Here is a 19,241-nt window from a genome sequence, read left to right as displayed (position 1 = left end):
TAGCATTAGCAACATAGAAATTCTTAGTCCATTTTCTGGCTTAATCGCAACAGAGTTTATCGCATGAACAACAATAAAAGACCTCTATATATTCCTTATGCTGGCCCAATACTTCTTGAGACGCCGTTATTAAATAAAGGCAGCGCATTCTCTATTGAAGAGCGTATGTTCTTCAACTTAGAAGGTCTTCTTCCTGAAGCTATCGAATCAATCGAAGAACAAACTGAACGTGCTTATCAGCAATATCAAAAATTTGATAATGATATGGATAAGCATATTTACTTACGTAATATTCAAGACACCAATGAAACACTTTTCTATCGTCTTGTAGAAAATCATATCACAGAAATGATGCCGATCATTTATACACCAACTGTTGGTTCTGCCTGTGAAGATTTCTCAAATATCTACCGTCGTGGTCGTGGTCTTTTCATTTCTTACCCTAATCGTGATCGTATTGATGACATGCTAAATAATGCATCACGTCAAAACGTTAAAGTCATTGTTGTTACCGATGGTGAACGTATTCTTGGTTTAGGCGACCAAGGCATCGGAGGCATGGGCATCCCTATCGGTAAACTGTCTCTTTATACTGCTTGTGGCGGCATTAGCCCAGCTTACACTTTACCTGTTGTACTTGATGTGGGTACTAATAACCCACAACGCTTATCTGATCCTATGTACATGGGTTGGCGACATACTCGTATTACAGGCATTGAATACGACAACTTTGTGGATGACTTTATTCAAGCAGTTAAACACCGTTGGCCTGAAGCATTAATTCAATTTGAAGATTTTGCTCAAAAAAATGCGATGCCGTTACTTGAGCGTTATAAAGATAAGGTATGTTGTTTTAATGATGATATTCAAGGTACTGCCGCTGTTACTGTTGGTTCATTATTAGCAGCCTGCAAAGCAGCAGGAACAAAATTATCCGACCAACGTGTAACGTTCTTAGGTGCTGGCTCTGCTGGCTGTGGTATTGCTGAAGCAATTATTGCACAAATGGTTGCTGACGGTATTACTGATGCCCAAGCACGTAGCCAAGTATTTATGGTGGATCGTTGGGGCTTGTTAGTGGAAAACATGCCTAACTTACTCAACTTCCAACAAGCATTAGTTCAAAAAAATACAAATATTGGTGATTGGGAACTATCAGATAACAATATTTCATTATTAGATGTTATGCGTAATGCTAAACCTACGGTGTTAATTGGCGTATCAGGTGTTCCTGGATTATTTAGCGAAGAAGTGATCCGTGAGATGTATGCTCACTGCCCTCGCCCTATCATTTTCCCATTATCAAACCCAACGAGCCGTGTTGAAGCAACCCCATTTGATCTTATTCATTGGACAGAAGGTAATGCATTAGTTGCAACAGGTTCACCCTTTGATCCTGTCGTTTACGAAGGTAAAACTTACCCAATCGTTCAATGTAACAATAGCTATATTTTCCCTGGTATTGGTTTGGGTGTACTTGCCGTAAATGCCCGTCGTGTAACCAATGAGATGTTGATGGAAAGTAGCCGTGCTTTAGCTGAATGCTCGCCATTAGCGATTCATGGTGAAGGTCCGTTATTACCCGGTCTTGAAGATATTCAAAAAGTATCACGTAAAATTGCTTTTGCTGTAGCTAAAAAAGCCGTTGAACAACACAAAGCACCTAAAAAATCAGATGAACGTATTCGCGAAAAAATTGATGCTAATTTCTGGCAATCAGAATACCGTCGTTATAAGCGAACTTCATTTTAATTAAATATTTATATCTAATATCCGAAGTATTAAACGATACTTCGGATTTTTTATTTAAAGCTATTTAATGCTTGAACTTGCACACAAAACCCACAAACTCTCTCTATTCGTTCTTTTGTTCTCGCTTTTTTAAACAAAAATCTCATTTATTAAGGTAAGATATTAATAAAGCATTATATTTAGTTTGGATAATTATGAAACTGCTCAACATTATTCGCATTACTGCAGTTCTCCTTATCATCTTTGTAGCAACATTATTATTACTTGATCGCTGGGTTTCTGCACAAACAGAAAGCCAGATTTATCACGACCCTGCAAAACTGCCAGCTTATAATATAGGCTTAGTTTTAGGCACCAGTAAATACATCGCTAAAACACTTAACCCCTATTATACCTATCGTATGTCTGCTGCAATCGATTTATATAACAAGCATAAGGTTGATGTTTTTTTGGTCAGTGGGGATAACGCACATCGTTCATATAATGAACCTCGAACAATGAAACGTGACTTATTAAAGGCAGGTGTCGCTAAAAATGAAATTGTCTTAGATTATGCAGGCTTTCGTACCCTTGACTCTGTCGTTCGAGCCAAAAAAGTCTTTGATACTAATCATTTTGTCATTATTACTCAACAATTCCATTGTGAACGAGCATTATTTATTGCTGATCACTATAATATCAATGCAACTTGTTTAGCCGTTCAAGAACCGCGAAGAGGCATAGCAAGTTTTAAAATTCGAGTGCGTGAAGTCCTTGCTCGCGTTAAAGCCATCATTGATTTATTTATCTTACACGAACAGCCTAAATTTCTAGGCCCGAAAGAGCCAATTATTGACCCATTAATAAAATCTACGGCTGAACACTCTATAACACCAGTAATTGATGAAATCTCAACGACTAAACATTCCAAACCTAAAATGGCCAAACCGTCTTCAGCAGTGAATACTATTTTATAACCATAATGATACATACTAAAAAAGCCAGCCACATAGTGAGTCTGGCTTTTAGTTATCTATTATCTGAAAATATTACCTAACTGATTGTTTCTTTTTAATTTCCATTTTATCGAGTACCCGCTTTCGAACAACTCTTATATGTTCTTGAGCCTCTGTATGAATTTTTTTAGTTAAACAGATCTTTTTTTCTTTCATTTTTAATTAGCCATTACCATAAGCACTCCGTTGCATCTGTAATGCTATCATAAATTAAAATTTACAGCACCAATTATCTTTTTCGAAATTATATAATGATAAAAACTCATATATCCGCAATAAATATCACTAAAAATGCATTATATAGTAAAACATAAAATCACATAAAGATCACAATACCAACAAATATCCAATAAGAGTACTGCGTTAATATACTTTCATCACATTAACACTACCGCAACACAACGTATTATCATTTCCGCTTATTAAAGCTAACTATAAAAATAATCTAGCCTCAATATATGGAAAATTCACCTATGACAACCCTCAAACTTACGCTCAAACATTGGCTATTTAATAGAAGTAGCTTAATCCTACTTGGCAATAGTTTAATGATGATCATTCTCCTCAATACATTACCTTTTGAACGTAATGTTGTGATTGGTTTAAGCATCTTATTCTTCGTTGCTGTAATGTGGCTAACCGAAGCTATTCACGTCAGTATTACTGCTCTACTCGTTCCACTTTTAGCGGTTGGATTCGGAATTTTTGATACATCAAAAGCATTAACTAGCTTTTCAAACCCGATTATCTTCTTATTTCTAGGAGGGTTTGCACTTGCTGCCGCTTTACATAAACAGCAGCTGGATCAAGTTATCGCAGATAAAGTCCTTATTGCAGCAAAAGGAAGAATGTCTGTTGCTGTATTTATGTTATTTGGTGTCACTGCTGGATTATCAATGTGGATCAGTAATACAGCCACAACGGCAATGATGCTTCCGCTTGTACTTGGTGTGTTAAGTAAAGTAAACACAAAAAGTGGTCATAAAACTTATGTCTTTGTACTATTAGGTACTGCTTATTGTGCCAGTATTGGCGGTATTGCCACTATTGTTGGTAGCCCACCGAATGCTATTGCGGCAGCTGAAGTCGGTTTAAGTTTTACTGAATGGATGGCTTTTGGTGTCCCTGTCACCATTATTCTATTGCCAGTTTCTGTTGCCTTGCTATATGTCATATTAAAACCAGATCTAAACCACCAATTTGAACTTAATCACAATCCGATTCAATGGAGTAACGGTAAATTAATTACTATGATGATTTTTATCGTCACCGTTGCATTATGGATTTTCAGTAAGCCTATAAATGCTTTTTTAGGTGGCTATGCTAAATTTGATACATTAGTCGCATTAAGTGCCATTATCATGTTAGCAGTATCTAGAGTTGTTGAATGGAAGGACATTAAAAATTCAACTGATTGGGGTGTTTTGCTGTTATTTGGTGGCGGTATTTGTCTAAGTAATATTCTTAAAGCGACAGGAACAAGTGTCTTCCTTGCTACAGCACTCAGCAATATGTTACACCAAGCAGGACTATTACTTACGATTCTTGCAGTCGCTATTTTTGTCGTTTTTCTTACTGAATTTGCGAGTAATACTGCAAGTGCCGCTTTATTAGTTCCTGTTTTTGCTACTGTTGCTGAAGCCTTAGGTGTATCACCAGTTATATTAGCGGCATTAATTGCCATTAGTGCTTCTTGTGCATTTATGCTACCCGTTGCCACACCACCCAATGCGATTGTGTTTAGTACTGGTTATATAAAACAAAGTGAAATGATGCGAGTCGGATTTTATTTAAATATTGTCTGTGTCATTTTTTTAACTTTGTTTACATGGCTATTTTGGTAAAAATACTTTTCAGAACAATAAATAGATAAAGGTGACGATTATCGTCACCTTTTTAATAAATGACTTTAATCTAAAATAAACAATAGATATTCACTATTACCTTTAACAAACTCAATAGTCCCTTCTATTCTATGGTTTAATTCAGCTAATTGCTGTTCATCAAGAGAATATGGCATATAGACAATAAGCTGTGTTATACCTTCTTGTTTAGCCAAATCTACTAATAATATTAAGTTATTAGTATCACTAGCATTACTTGATAACACTTTTAATGCCTTCGTTTCTAATTGCTCAGCATAAGATAAATTATTATTCTCTGTTGTGTTTATTATCACTTCAAATGATGGGATTAAATATTTCCTGATTACCACCGAGACTCAGCCAGCGTTAATAATTTCTCTGGCATCGGTGGTGATTTTGCACCACATTTAATTAGCGTATTGAATATATCTTCAACTCGAAACCGATAATTAAATCGAAAACAGAATTCACCAAGATAACGAGGAATATGCTTTTCTCTAATTGCGTGATATGTCCCTTTTATCGAATTTTTAACGTTACCAATCATGGTATCGACCCAATAAAATGCAGCTTCATATTGGTGAAGTTCTTTACCATTTTTTGGTAATGAACCATGAATAATATCTGCTGCTAACAGACCATTAAAACAGGGTAAACCATCTGATATGACTAACGTTTTTTCTTGTAAATGCTTTTTAGCCCAATCTATAATTTCTTGTTTTTTAAAACAAGAAACAACACTTAGCCGCATATAAATAGGATGACCTTCTTCATTCAAAGAGATCGCTGATACAAAAGGTGTTTTACCTTTGGCACCACGTCCTCGCTTTCCTTTTTGTTTACCTCCAATATATGCATCATCCAATTGCACGATATTGCCTAACTTTCGATTATCATCATGCTCTTTCATCACTTGCATGAGCTTATGTTTTATTCGCCATGCTGCGTTATAAGAAACCCCTAATTTACGCTTTAGCTCTAATGCTGAAATACTGTTTTTATCTTGTGTGATGAGATAAATAGCTAAAAACCAAGTAGTTAACGGTAATTTTGAATGGGAAAATAAAGTACCTGCCGTCAATGATGTCTGATGGTGACACTTATTACATTGATATAATGACCGCGATTTAAGTTCACAATAACTTTTAGAAGCACAGGTAGGGCAAACGTAACCATTTTTCCATCGAATATTAAATAAACGCTCTCTACATTGAATTTCTGTCCCATACATTTGCATAAATTCGGGTATAGAAAAGCCTTTCTGAAATTGGATTGAATTCTTAGGCATAACGTCACTCCTATACTTCAATATCTTAAAGTATAGGAGATAATTTAACAGTGGCTGTTAAATAGTGGTAATCAGGAAATATTTTAAAGCATCCATAAATGATAAACGTTGCCGGCATGATTTAGATAGAAATTCTGTGTAATCAAAGATCACATCTTTTTCTATAACCTTATCAACTACTGTTTCCATAGCTATCCTTAGTCAGAAACATCGTATATATTCGATCCAATCGGTACACAGTTAGATAACCTAACGCTAATAATTACTATACGACTATATTTATTTTAGTTGTATATATCACCATTGAAATATGTGATGCATATCACGCAACCCTTACGTAATTACATATAAAAAACACAACAAAAACAAACAATTAACATAAGAGCAGCAGTAATACCCTCTAAAAAACACATTATCTATAAAATAAATTTAATTTTATAAAAATAACAACTACTTATAATTTACATTACAACGCTATCCGGCCGTAGTCTTAACCTTGCATGTCACTTAATAAATTATTTTTCAAGCGACTCTATACCCTATTGATAAGTACAACAAAACAATTAAACGATATTTTAATCACCACATTCACATCTTATTGCACTAAATTAAAGCTATTTAAGATATTTAACCAAATTAACCATAAAAACGACTGGAAACTTACAGTCTACAAGTCTAAAATTGCCTCGTTTGGGGAGTAGTCACAATTGTTCGCCTGTCGTCATCTCGAAGCCATACGCTTCCGGCAGCCGTAAATGGATTTGCTCGCAGTAACTTTTGTCTGCCATAGACGCCACTGCGAACACCATTTTGACGAGACCAATGCCATTATCGTTTACATAAAAATGTAATCGAACCTATGTAATACAATTGCATAGGTTTTTTTAATGTGCGGAAGGTTTTGTTTAGGCTCGCCTATGGCATACCTTTCGTATTTTATTCTATGCAACAATATATTGTTATGCGTGCTGTTTCATTTAATTTGATTTTTATAAATATCGTTAAATAAACAGCAAGACTAATAGCAATAAATTAGTGCATTAGATATTTATATATAAAGAGAGAACTCTATGAGTATTTTTAGTTATGAAGGGTTTGCTGTATTAACAGTATTAATGCTTGCATTGGATTTGTACCAAACACGTGGCGGTAAGATATCAATTAAAACAGCAGCACTTTGGAGTGTTTTTTGGGTATTTTTAGCCTTTATTTTTATGGGCTTTATTTATCTATATTGGCCCCAAATGGCACCAGAAAGTACATATACAAATAAACAAGCAGCAACATCATTTATTACTGGCTACTTATTAGAAAAATCTCTAAGTGTCGATAACCTATTTGTCTTCGCCTTAATTTTTGGTCAATTTGCAGTACCAGAGCGTTTACGTCCTCGTATCCTAATGCTTGGTATTGTTGGCGCTCTTTTCTTACGTGCAGGTCTAATTGGTGTTGGCGCAAAACTATTAGCTGATTATCACTGGATTCTATATATTTTTGCTGTTTTCCTACTTTACACTGGTTTTAAACTTTGGCGTGAAGGCGAAGAAGAGCAAGAAGACTTTTCAAATTCAGCACCGGTACGTCTTGTAAAACGATTATTTAGAGTTTCTGACGACTATCATGATCATAAAATGTTTGTTAAAGATGATAAAGGCTGGCTAGCTACACCATTATTAGTTGTAGTCGCTGTTATTGCCCTAACTGATGTAATGTTTGCACTTGATTCCATCCCAGCTATTTTTGCTGTTACTCAAGAAGCATTCTTAGTCTTTACCGCTAACGTATTTGCCCTACTTGGTTTACGTTCATTGTATTTCGTTTTAGAAGGTATGCTCACTCGTTTCTGCTATCTTCGTGTCGCTTTAGCCTTTATTCTCAGCTTCATTGGTATCAAAATGTTACTTGTTGGTTCACCTTATGCGATTCCAACAGTTATTTCGCTTGGTGTCATTATACTTTCTATCACGATCGCTATCAGTGCGTCATTATGGAAAACACGTAATATGGAATCTGTAAAACAATAATAATGGCTAATCGTTAATAAAATAAAAAATGCCACTGCTAACTAAAATAGATATCTAGTGGCATTTTTATTCTTCACGCTATAATCGTTGGTTATTCTCTAAGCAAAATGTTGTGTAATCACGTCCAATAGTTGCCGAGGCTCTGTCACAATATACGTAGGTGGGAACTGCGAAAGTTTCTCATGGTCACTCTCCTTTCCAGTATCCACCCACACACTCACAATACCAGCACCATTCGCACCGGCAATATCGGCTGCCAATGAATCCCCCATATGCAGCACTTCATTTGGTTGGCACTCCACTAATTCTAATGCTTTTTTGAAAATACTTAATGCCGGTTTTTCTGCCGGTTCCTCCCCACCCACAATGATATAATCAACATGTTCAGCCATCGCCGTTGCGATAAGTTTAGGGTGCTGTGAGAAAACAGGTCCATTGGTTATCACCACCAGCTTATAATATTGACGCAATGTGGCCAGCATCGTTTTAACTTCAGGGAAAAAATCAAACCCAGCCATACGACCATCATCAAATGACGCTTGAATAGCAGCAGCTTGCTCAAAGGAAATAGTCAATTGCTGCTGAGAAAATAGTGTTTGTACTAACGTTTGACGAAACAATAGCTCATTATCTAATAGCATCACTAATTGTGGAAATTCATCATTTAGCTGTTTATAAATTCCAGCAATATAGCGTTGACAAAAAATATCTGCATCCACAGTTGGGAACTGCGATTGAACATAGTGTTTTAACGTCGCCAATGCTTGTTTATCTGCAACTGATGTTGCACATAATGTTTCATCCATATCTAAAAAAATAGCTTTTAACATTACGTTCCCATTATGTCGCACAGTACGACATCCTAACTATATTGTTTTTAAAATAATAACTAAATTCTACCCTGAGTTATCAAATTACGCACATAAAAAAGCCAGCATCTAAATGCTGGCTTTCATAAATATTATGCAGTCCGTAATAGTTTAACGTTTAACAAAATCTTTCATGGTAATGAATTTTGCTTTAATCGGCTTAGCTTGTGGTGAGTCATAGCCATAAATATCACTACGCATTTGTAGATGACCGTCTTGATCAACCCACGCGGTTAGATACACGAAATCAACATCAATACGCTTAGATAAGCTCACAACTTTGTGTTGCTTGGTATCTAGCATTGTTTTGAATGGTGCAATACTACTACGATCTTGATAATCAATAACATAATTTGCTAAATCATCAGCACGTTCAACACGTACACAACCAGAACTTAAATCACGCTTATTACGGCTAAATAAACCATGAGCAGGCGTATCATGTAAGAAAATAGCATAGTCATTTGGCATTAGAAATTTCACATTACCCAATGAGTTATGAGGACCAGGACCTTGCTGGAATTCATGAGGGAATGTTTTAGGATTTACTGTTGCCCAATCAATGCTGCTTGGTGGAATAACAGTACGATCACGCCAGCTGTTTAGAATTTGCATATTATGCGCTTTCAAATAATCACGTGATATCTTCACTTTCGGAATCACATCATGCTGTTTAATTGTAATCGGTACATTCCAATATGGATTAACAACCATCGTTGTGATAGCCGATGAGAATAAGTTTGTTGGTCGAGTATCACGACCAACGATAACTTTAGACTCAAAGACTTTTTTACCGTTATCGAACACTTCTAACTTATAGTTCGGAATATTTACCCAGATATGCGCACGAGTATCATTATGACGATTTAAAGCTGATAAACGTAACGTATTCAATGCAAGAACACGAGCAATATCACTATAAGGCATTACCAACTGTTTAACAGTACCAGGACCAACAATACCATCAACACCTAGGCCGTGACGCTTTTGAAAGGTCTTAAGGCTATTAAACATAATGCCCGTATTTGTGATTGTTGGCTGCGCTAATAAGGTATCACGATCTGTCGCTGACATATCACCTAGATTATAGAGAACCTGAACAATTTCATGTCCTTTTGGCAATACAGCACCTTGACGATATACGCCTTTAAAATTTGATGCTACTAAATGATGCGGCGCTAAATGTTCAAACTTCTGAATAACCTTCATTGTCGGCTCAAAATCAACATATGTAGGACGATACATTGCTAATTTAGCCAGTGTCATTGGGTATGCGTCATCACCTTTCGCATAGTCCAACATAATATTATGAGTCATTTTAACGGGTTCAGATAAGAATAATACATTACGATGTTGAGCAATGTAATTCTGAAACGCACGGTAAACATAGTAAGTATCTGTTGCTAATAAATCATAGCCACGTAGATTGCCTTCTTGTTCTAGTTGCTTCATTTCAGCTAAACGCTGTGCAATACCAGGTAGCATTTTGCTATCAGCGATAACTTGCAGTTGTAATGTTAGCTCATTGCGTAATGCGACTGTATTCCAGAGTGGATAAAATTTATTTTGCGCATAAGCTTGCTCAATTTGTTTAGTGAAACACACGTTACTTGGTGTATCACTGCATAACATTTTTGTGCTTTGCAAATTGATATTATTCAATGAAGACCAATCAACACTGCCAGTAGTTAACGGGGCTTTTCGTGTAGTCGAAGGCATTTTAGGCAATACCGTACTAGGACCAACAATGGGCACACTGTTATTTTGTGATACAGCAGCAACATTGTGTGGAATAGCAGGAGTTACCTCAGCAGCAAAAACACTACCGGGTACCATGAGTGATAACATTAAAAGCTTGCTTACACGTTGAGGATTAAACATCGTCAAAGCGATCCTTACCTATAAAATAGAACAAAAAATACCATACCTAGCATTACAGCTTATCTTATTGATATGCAATGACGGCAATCCATAGTTCATAAAAAAACTAACTGGGTGTATTTAGACAAATTTTGACAGATGATACAATTCAAAAAATGAAAATTTAAAATTTAATTATACCAGATCATGATTTTTTATCTTAACATTCGACTAAAAAAACAAAACAACCAACTGATTTAATTAAACTAAAAATTTTACACTTTATTCTTCCATAAAAAAACATTATTTTATTAAATTTCAATTCCAATGTGAAAAAAATAAAAATCTCATGTTTTAATAGCTTGTCAGTTCAATAATTAAGCTTCATCGTTGCTATTTCGATACAGCATTTATTTATCTATGAACAAATTATGACTAACTTAATAACAACCACCACTTTCTTCTATTGTTATATAACAGCCATCCTAACCCGCTTGACATAATATATTTATAAAAATAATTTAATTCTTCCTTTTGCTTAGTCTTAATAATTTCACTATATGGATTTCCATTTAAGAAAAGCACTATTCTTTCTTTTTCACTTCTGGAAACATAAGACGTACGTTAAATTAGCCATATAAAATCTATGGATATAAGAAGAACAGCGCAATGACATCACCAACTAAAATTAAAAATATCATTACTGATGCAACACTAAGTGCAAAACAAAAAACGTTGTTCCTGTCATTAGAAGCAGAAGCACTTGTAGACTATATGCCAATTTCTACTGACGTTTCATCAGCAAAAGAAGCGGGGATTATTTGTGATATGTTTGAAGGTAACGCCCCTTTCAAGCCTCGCTATGTTCTTCCTGATTACGCTAAGTTTTTACAGCAAGGTTCAGAATACTTAGAACTGGATCCGGCAACTAATTTAGACGAAGCTATCAACTTACTGACAATCATCTATCATCACGTACCGTCAGTCACTAATATTCCTGTTTATCTTGGTCAGCTTGACGAAATCCTACTCCCCTTTGTGGCAGATGTAAGCGAAGATATTCTATACCGTAAGCTTAAAAATTTCTGGATCATGCTTGACCGCACCCTGCCAGATGCTTTCATGCACGTCAATATTGGTCCAACAGATAACATCGTCTGTCGTATGATTTTAACTATTGATGCAGAGCTTAAACAAGTCGCACCCAATTTAACTTTTATGTACGACCCTCAAATCACACCAGAAAGCTTATTACAGCAAGCGTGTGATAATATTTGTGAGTGTAGCAAACCACACATTGCTAACTATCCAATGTTCGCAGATACATTTGGTGCACCTGGTTTTGGTATCGTAAGTTGCTATAACTCTCTTCCTCTTGCGGGTGGCGCAAATACGTTAGTTCGAATGAACTTAAAAGAAGTCGCATTACGCAGTAATAACATTGAAGAATTTCTAACAACAACTCTGCCATATTATAGTTCACTGATGTTTGAACTGATCGAAGCCCGTTCAGCTTTCTTACATAAAGAATCAAATTTCTTTAGCGGTTTCTTAACCACTGAGGGGTTAATCGATGAAAATCGCTTTGCGCCGATGTTTGGTATTTTCGGAATGGCTGAAGCGGTTAATATTCTGATGAAAAAATCAGGCTCAGCGGCAAAATATGGTCACGATGAAGATGCTAACGCTATCGCACTGAAAATAAGTGAAACATTAAGTGACATTGTAACAACAACACCAGTGACATATGGCTTAGCCGATCGTGCATTATTGCATTCTCAAGGCGGTATTAGTTGTGACCATGAAGTTACACCGGGCATTCGTATTCCTTACGGCACAGAACCTGATCCAGTGGTCCACATTAAAGCATTAGCGGCACACCATAAATACTACACCTCAGGTATCAGTGAGATTTTAACCATCGAAGAAACGATTAAGAATAACCCACTCGCATTAATGCAATTATGTAAAGGTGCACTGGCACTCGGTTTTCGTGAGTTCACTGCAAACGTTGCCAGCAATGATCTTATTCGTATAACAGGTTATATGGTTAAGTTGTCTGATATTTCAAAATTTAAAGAGCAAGGTTCACGTACGAATACAACATGGTTAGGTACAGAAGCGTCTGAAAATACACGTATTCTAGAGCGTCAACCTCGAGTTATTAGTCGTGAAATGTCACCTGTTTATTTAGCTAAATAAAAGATAACCATAATATGATTTCTGCCACAGTCAGCAAAATATTGAATTACTCATGTGTTGATGGTCCAGGCAATCGTATGGTGCTGTTTTTGCAGGGGTGTAACTACCGCTGCAAAAATTGCCATAACCCGCAAACAATTGATATGTGTAATCAATGTGGTGATTGCGTACCAAGCTGCCCCACACAATCACTACAACTTACGACACAAAACAATAAATCGTTTGTGGCATGGAATATGTCGAGCTGCACTGAGTGTGATACCTGTTTAGGCGCATGTAATAAACAATCAACCCCGAAAACACAGCAGTTAACAGTGGCTGATACCTTAGCCTTAATCAGAGATAATTTATTATTTATTAATGGAATAACAGTAACGGGAGGAGAGGCAACGCTACAATTACCGTACATTATCGCGCTATTTAAAGCCATAAAATCCGATGCTACTTTGCAACATCTGAGCTGTATGATCGACAGTAATGGCAGTTTAAGCATTACTGGTTGGCAAATGATCTTACCCTATCTTGATGGCGCAATGATTGATTTAAAGGCGTGGAATAACAGCACGCATCGCTGGTTAACTGGCCGTGATAATGATCGTGTATTAGCCAGTATTGATTGGTTAAGTCAGCATCAAAAATTATATGAAGTACGATTATTGCAGATTCCAGAAATCACCGATTATGAGCAATATATCGATGCTGTCGCCGCTTATTTAATAACGTTAGATGATAGTGCTCGCATTAAGATCAATGCTTTTCAACATCATGGCGTTACAGGCGAGTCATTAAACTGGCATACATGTGGGCAAGATGACATTGAAACATTAGCAGCATTACTGACCGCACGTGGTGTTACTAACTTAGTATTACCCAGTGTATATGTGTAATTGTTCCTAAAACTATCGCCAGTGGTGATTGAAGATCATCACTGCCTTTTATTGCAATATCCCTGCTTTTATTATACCGATGTAGGCTGACCGATTGTTTGCCCTATTGCCGTAATCTGTTGATATAACCACCGTAACGCAGGATCGTTCATACTTGGCTGATACCACACTAAGCTATAACCCACTTGACCATAATTAAAGGGTAACTCTTTCATCACTAATGATTGTGCTTGAGTAGCTACTTCAGCCCATTTTTTTGAACAAGTAAATAATAAGTCAGTATTTTTACACAATGTCGCCGCAACGCCAAAATCAGCCACACTAACCTTTACCTTTCGCTTTCTATATTGCTGTATCAGCTGCATTTCAAAAAATGGCACACTAAGATCATTATCAACAATCCCAATGTGATCATAATGCAAATAATCATCAATCGTCAGTGATTGTGTCGCTAATGGATGCTCATGTGACATTAAACACACCATCTCATCGGTAAAGAGTGTTTCCCATACTAAGTTGCTATCAATATTCGGTGGTTGACTAAGATCGTGAGGTAGAATAATGAAATCTAACACTCCCTTTGCTAGCCCACTAACACCGATATTATCTTTAGACCAAATATCCAATCGAATATTAGGCGCAAGCTTTAGCACTTGTTCACATAATGGCGTTGCAATTAATTCAAAAGTACTTTCCCGCATCGACAATGAAAAACTACCGGCATAATGAGCGACATCAAACTCTTCTTGCGTCATGATCTGATTCATATCGCTAATCATCTGATGCACAGTCGGTCCTAAACGACGCGCCAATGGTGTTGATACTAAACGGTTACCATTACGATAAAACAGCTCATCATTTAAGGTATCCCGAAGCTGAGTGAGGGTTTTACTGACAGAAGATGGACTAACACATAATCGATGCGCACATGCAGTTACACTGAGGGTATCTAACATCACATGTAAGGTAATAAGGTGTTTCATGCTAATGCGTGATAGCTTAATTAAATCCATTTATTACCTCTTGAATATAAACAAAAAATGCCAGTCAACATTTATTGACTAGCATTTAGATAACAATCAGTTACAGACATATAATGTTTAACGAATACCACTTAAAAATTCAGCGCGTGTGGCAGGATTACGTTTAAAAATCCCCCCTAGAGCTGTTGTTGTCGTTACACTGGTTGCATCCATTACACCACGAGATTTTACACAGTAGTGTGTTGCATCAATGGTGACGGCAACATCTTCACTTTCAAGCAACGTTTGTAATGCCACTAAAATTTGTTGTGTTAAACGTTCTTGCACTTGTGGACGCTGAGAAAAGAAACGCACAATACGGTTAATTTTTGATAAACCGATAATTTTTCCTCGCGGAATATAAGCAACGGTTGCTTTTCCATCAATAGTAATTAAATGATGTTCACAAGTACTGGTTAATGTAATGTCTTTTACTCGCACCATTTCATCACAGTTCATTTTATTTTCAATCACTGTGATTTTAGGGAAATTGGTGTAATCCAAACCTGAAAAAATCTCATCGACATACATTTTTGCAATACGGTGCGGAGTTTCAACCAAGCTATCATCCGTAAGATCTAACGCTAAGAGTGATAGGATCTCGCGCATATGGTATTCAATTTTTTCTTTTTTTTCATCTCGACTTACAACATCAGCCGTCATCGGGGTTTCTAGATCACGGGCGGCTAAGGCGTCACGTACTTGTATTGCAGATACACTTAATGCTGTCATTCTTTTCCTCCAGCTGACCTAGGTAGAATAAAAAAGACATACCCTTCTGACCTTGCCAGCGCTAAAATCCTTAGCAGAATACCTCCAAATGAGAATAATTTCACCACCAAATTACCTACGAATACCTACTTCAAGCGTATTTTAGTATATTCAATCCCTTACAGCGGTAGTCAATAAAGGGTAAACTACTCATAAACTAGCAATCTGAACAATACTTAGTAAGAAACAGAGTAAAACATACAACCTCAAACTGAGAATTTTTCAGACCTGCTCACTTTCATTATCACGAATAAATAAAATGGACACGATTATGGGATGCTGCGACGTACCAGGTTTAATGACTGTTGAAACTGCGTTAAATAATATTCTAACTCAAGTTTCACCACTAACGACAATCACCACTGTAGCATTAACTGATGCTATGGGTATGGTGCTTGCTGAAGATATTCTATCGCCAATCAATGTACCGCCTTTTGCTAACTCAGCAATGGATGGCTATGCCCTTCGTGCCGCGGATCTTGAGCATACTGATACTTTAACCATGATTGGTAAGTCATTTGCAGGGATCCCATTTACTGGCACTTGTGAAGCAGGTCAATGTGTCCGCATTATGACAGGTGCTGAAATTCCAGCAGGCACTGATGTTGTTATCATGCAAGAAGAGACCCATGTAAATGGCGATAGCATTCAATTTACAATCAAGCCAAAAGCAAACGACAACATTCGTCCGATTGGTGATGATGTTCATTTGGGTGAAACAGTTTTAGTGAAAGGTACGCGCTTAACTGCACGTGAAATGCCACTGCTCGCGTCATTAGGTATTGCTTCTTTTACGGTATATCGTCGTCCTAAAGTCGCCTTTTTCTCTACAGGTGATGAATTGCGCCCTGTCGGTGAAGCATTAGCAGCAGGTCAGATTTACGATAGCAACCGTTATGGCATCAAAGCGTTATTAGAAAAATTTGGCTGTGATGTGTTAGATCTTGGTATTATTCCCGATTGTCCAGAAAAACTACGCCAAGCCTTTGTAACCGCATCAACAGATGCTGATGTGGTAATTACATCTGGCGGTGTGAGTGTCGGTGAAGCCGATTACACCAAAGACATTTTAGATCAAGAAGGTCAAATCGGTTTTTGGAAAATTGCCATGAAACCGGGTAAACCATTTGCGTTTGGTACAATTAACAATGCATGGTTCTGTGGTCTTCCTGGCAACCCAGTATCTGCAATGCTGACCTTATATCAATTAGTACAACCAATGCTGGCAAAACTAGCGGGTCATAGCCAATACCAACCACCTGTTCGTTTGCAAGCTAAAGCAACATCAATGTTTAAAAAGCGCCCAGGACGTACTGACTTCCAACGCGGGATTTACAGCATTAATAATGGGCAATTTGAAGTAACAACGACAGGCAACCAAGGCTCTGGCGCATTTAGTTCAATGCACCATGCCAACTGTTTTGTCGTACTAGAGCAAGATCGTGGTCGTGTTGAAGCAGGTGAATTAGTCACGATTGAAATGTTTAACCACACCATGTACTAATTTTTTAGTAATGCATTAGCCTATCATTAATATATAAATAAATGGCTAATGCATTAATGCTTAAGTTTACGCTCAAATAACTTGTATTCGAATAACCAGCCAATAACGGTATTTTCATTTATGACAACACAACAACACGCCCCTGCCGAATTATCAGATCAAGAAATGCTGCGCTATAACCGTCAAATTATTCTGCGCCAATTTGATTTTGAAGGTCAAGAAGCATTAAAAGCTTCTTCAATGTTAATTTTAGGTGCAGGCGGTTTAGGCTGTGCTTCTTCGCAATACCTTGCAGCCGCTGGCGTGGGAAAAATCACCCTTATTGATGACGATAAAGTTGAAGTTTCTAACTTACAACGCCAAGTGTTGCATACAGATGCTACTGTCGGCATGCTCAAAGTTGAGTCGGCTAAACAAGCATTAACCGCTATTAATCCTTATTTAACCGTTGAAACCATTGCTAAACGTTTAACAGATGCTGAATTATTACCACTTATAAAACACCATGATTTAGTGTTAGATTGCTGTGATAACGTTGACACGCGTAATCAGTTAAATCGCTTATGCTTTGAGACTAAAACTCCCTTAGTTTCAGGGGCGGCTATCCGTATGGAAGGTCAAATTAGTGTTTATAACTACCATGATGATGAACCTTGTTATCAGTGTTTAAGCGCCCTTTTTGGTCAGCAAACATTAACCTGTGTTGAAGCTGGTATTATGTCACCCGTTGTCGGTATTGTTGGCGCAGTACAAGCCATGGAAGCGATTAAAGTTGCCACCAATGTCGGTACACCGTTAACGGGTAAGATCTTGATGTTAGATGCAATGAATATGAGCTGGCGCGAGATGAAATTAATGAAGCAACCAAGCTGCTCTGTGTGTGGCTAATCGAATAGCGGAGTAATAACTATGAAACGTATTACCCTGTTTACTCAGAAAAACTGTGCGCATTGTAAAGATGCTCAGCAGTATATGAAAATAAAAGGTTATCCTTTTCGTTTAGTCGATATTGCAAATCCACAAGGCAGAAAAGAATTAAGTCGAACAGGTGCTCGCTCTGTCCCTGTTATTAAAATTGGGGATAGTGTGCTTATGGGTTGGAATATAACCAAATTCGAAAAGCTGTTGCACGAAAACGATTAAAGTCGCCACAATCAACAGCCATAAAAAAACCGACATTACGCACTATTTCTAGTTAAATGTCGGTTTTTTTTATCTTCACTAATCGCGAAATTAGTGATAATTAATCGTTATCATTCAGACGGATACCGTCTTTTTCGATCACAATTAAGCCTTTTTTGTATAAACCGCCAATCGTTTTCTTAAACGTTGCTTTACTAGTACGGAATACACGGAAAATATCTTCAGGGCTTGATTTATCACTTACCGGAATAAAGCCACCTTTGATCTCTAAAGACGTTAGGATCTTATCCGCTAAATCATCAACTTTACCTAAGCCTACTTTTTGTAGTGATAGGTTAATTTTACCGTCTGGACGAATTTCTTGGATATAAGCTTTTAGTTGCTTACCAATAAACAGCTTACCGAATGCTTCTGTCTTAAAGAATAAGCCCCAATGCTCACCATTAATAACCGCTTTGTAGCCAAGCTCTGTTGTTTCAGCAATAACAACTTGTACTTCTTGGCCTACTTTGTAATTCGCCGGTGTTTTATCAAGAAAACGGTTGAACTTAGTTGAGCCAACAATACGACCTGATGCGCGATCCGTATAAACACGAACCATCACTTCTTCGCCTTCTTCTAAACGACGACGTTGCTCACTAAATGGAATAAGTAAATCTTTACGTAGACCCCAATCTGCAAATGCACCAATCGTTGTTGCACCTACAATACGCAGTTTAGCAAAACCACCCACTTCAACTAATGGTTCATCAGTCGTTGCAATGACTTCATCTTCAGAGTCAAAGTAAATGAAAACTTTAAGCTTGTCGCCGAGCTTAGTACCTGCTGGCACAGTGTTCTTTGGTAACAAGATATTACCGAAATCATCACCACCATTAAGGAACACGCCAAAATCTACCAATTTGATAACTTCTAGAGTGTTGTATTGTCCAATTTTAATCATGTATCAGGTACTCTCTTTATAGGCAACAACACGCTTACAGTGCAGTTGGTTCAATATCTTTATCAATCAAATTTTTAGCCGCAATAATTAATTCACTATCGCTGACTAGGCAATAC

The 19,241-nt window shown here is 37.1% G+C and carries 17 protein-coding genes; 9 read left to right on the top strand and 8 right to left on the bottom strand.

The features are described from left to right. The first annotated feature begins 63 nt into the window (after window positions 1-63). The 3 genes from OC457_RS06760 (at window position 64) to OC457_RS06750 (ending at window position 4,591) form a co-directional block, all read left to right on the top strand. Window positions 64-1,752, top strand: a complete 1,689-nt coding sequence (locus OC457_RS06760; protein ID WP_080175230.1) for an NAD-dependent malic enzyme — start codon at window positions 64-66, stop codon at window positions 1,750-1,752. A gap of 194 nt (window positions 1,753-1,946) precedes the next feature. Continuing rightward, window positions 1,947-2,708 (top strand): SanA/YdcF family protein, encoded by a 762-nt coding sequence (locus OC457_RS06755; protein ID WP_080175231.1) that lies wholly within the window; start codon window positions 1,947-1,949, stop codon window positions 2,706-2,708. A 512-nt stretch (window positions 2,709-3,220) separates the two neighbouring features. Then, a complete protein-coding gene (locus tag OC457_RS06750; protein WP_080175232.1) occupies window positions 3,221-4,591 on the top strand; it encodes an SLC13 family permease in 1,371 nt (456 codons plus the stop codon). Window positions 4,592-4,656: 65 nt separating this feature from the next. Here the strand turns inward: OC457_RS06750 and OC457_RS06745 are convergent, their stop codons facing one another. Genes OC457_RS06745 through OC457_RS06735 form a run of 3 tightly spaced genes read right to left on the bottom strand, consistent with a single transcriptional unit; the run spans window position 4,657 to window position 6,089 of the window. Then, complete coding sequence (locus tag OC457_RS06745) at window positions 4,657-4,962, bottom strand: hypothetical protein (protein WP_144379594.1); 306 nt, start codon at window positions 4,960-4,962, stop codon at window positions 4,657-4,659. Continuing rightward, on the bottom strand, window positions 4,956-5,900 hold the full coding sequence (locus OC457_RS06740; RefSeq protein ID WP_262054059.1) for an IS1595-like element ISPma1 family transposase: 945 nt from the start codon (window positions 5,898-5,900) through the stop codon (window positions 4,956-4,958). The genes OC457_RS06745 and OC457_RS06740 overlap by 7 nt, the downstream gene beginning before the upstream one ends. 57 nt (window positions 5,901-5,957) lie before the next feature. Further along, window positions 5,958-6,089: a hypothetical protein gene (locus OC457_RS06735; RefSeq protein ID WP_262054075.1), complete on the bottom strand. Its 132-nt coding sequence runs from the start codon at window positions 6,087-6,089 to the stop codon at window positions 5,958-5,960. An 881-nt stretch (window positions 6,090-6,970) separates the two neighbouring features. On the opposite strand from OC457_RS06735, the gene OC457_RS06730 reads away from it, so the two are divergent. Continuing rightward, window positions 6,971-7,924 (top strand): TerC family protein, encoded by a 954-nt coding sequence (locus OC457_RS06730; protein ID WP_080174765.1) that lies wholly within the window; start codon window positions 6,971-6,973, stop codon window positions 7,922-7,924. A 98-nt stretch (window positions 7,925-8,022) separates the two neighbouring features. Here OC457_RS06730 and OC457_RS06725 read toward each other — a convergent pair whose 3' ends face one another. Continuing rightward, the gene (locus OC457_RS06725; RefSeq protein WP_080174764.1) at window positions 8,023-8,754 is read right to left on the bottom strand and encodes an HAD family hydrolase; all 732 of its coding nucleotides are present in this window, start codon (window positions 8,752-8,754) and stop codon (window positions 8,023-8,025) included. Between the two features lie 150 nt (window positions 8,755-8,904). After that, entirely contained in the window at window positions 8,905-10,674 is a 1,770-nt protein-coding gene (locus OC457_RS06720) for a L,D-transpeptidase family protein (RefSeq protein WP_080174763.1), read from the bottom strand. A 648-nt stretch (window positions 10,675-11,322) separates the two neighbouring features. Here OC457_RS06720 and OC457_RS06715 point away from each other — a divergent pair. Further along, a complete protein-coding gene (locus tag OC457_RS06715) occupies window positions 11,323-12,855 on the top strand; it encodes a YjjI family glycine radical enzyme (RefSeq protein WP_080174762.1) in 1,533 nt (510 codons plus the stop codon). A gap of 14 nt (window positions 12,856-12,869) precedes the next feature. Continuing rightward, complete coding sequence (locus tag OC457_RS06710) at window positions 12,870-13,742, top strand: YjjW family glycine radical enzyme activase (RefSeq protein ID WP_080174761.1); 873 nt, start codon at window positions 12,870-12,872, stop codon at window positions 13,740-13,742. 71 nt (window positions 13,743-13,813) lie between these two features. On the opposite strand, the gene OC457_RS06705 is transcribed toward OC457_RS06710, so the two are convergent. Together OC457_RS06705 and folE are read right to left on the bottom strand one after the other, a co-directional pair. Then, the gene (locus OC457_RS06705) at window positions 13,814-14,755 is read right to left on the bottom strand and encodes a LysR family transcriptional regulator (protein ID WP_080174760.1); all 942 of its coding nucleotides are present in this window, start codon (window positions 14,753-14,755) and stop codon (window positions 13,814-13,816) included. Between the two features lie 87 nt (window positions 14,756-14,842). Beyond that, entirely contained in the window at window positions 14,843-15,496 is a 654-nt protein-coding gene (gene folE, locus OC457_RS06700; protein WP_080174759.1) for a GTP cyclohydrolase I FolE, read from the bottom strand. Window positions 15,497-15,806: 310 nt separating this feature from the next. Here folE and moeA point away from each other — a divergent pair, with 310 nt between their 5' ends. From moeA to OC457_RS06685, 3 genes are all read left to right on the top strand, one after another. Beyond that, window positions 15,807-17,039, top strand: coding sequence for a molybdopterin molybdotransferase MoeA (gene moeA / locus OC457_RS06695; RefSeq protein ID WP_080174758.1), 1,233 nt, complete (start codon window positions 15,807-15,809; stop codon window positions 17,037-17,039). Between the two features lie 120 nt (window positions 17,040-17,159). Next, window positions 17,160-17,927, top strand: coding sequence for a molybdopterin-synthase adenylyltransferase MoeB (moeB, locus tag OC457_RS06690; RefSeq protein ID WP_080174757.1), 768 nt, complete (start codon window positions 17,160-17,162; stop codon window positions 17,925-17,927). A 21-nt stretch (window positions 17,928-17,948) separates the two neighbouring features. Beyond that, on the top strand, window positions 17,949-18,182 hold the full coding sequence (locus OC457_RS06685; protein ID WP_080174756.1) for a glutaredoxin family protein: 234 nt from the start codon (window positions 17,949-17,951) through the stop codon (window positions 18,180-18,182). 100 nt (window positions 18,183-18,282) lie between these two features. On the opposite strand, the gene OC457_RS06680 is transcribed toward OC457_RS06685, so the two are convergent. After that, window positions 18,283-19,125: a CvfB family protein gene (locus OC457_RS06680; RefSeq protein ID WP_080157312.1), complete on the bottom strand. Its 843-nt coding sequence runs from the start codon at window positions 19,123-19,125 to the stop codon at window positions 18,283-18,285. Window positions 19,126-19,241 lie beyond the last annotated feature (116 nt).

The sequence above is a fragment of the Photobacterium toruni genome, from assembly GCF_024529955.1.
Lineage (GTDB): Bacteria > Pseudomonadota > Gammaproteobacteria > Enterobacterales > Vibrionaceae > Photobacterium > Photobacterium toruni.
The sequence above is the reverse complement of the archived record's forward strand: the minus strand, read 5'-3'. Positions and strand labels throughout refer to the sequence as shown.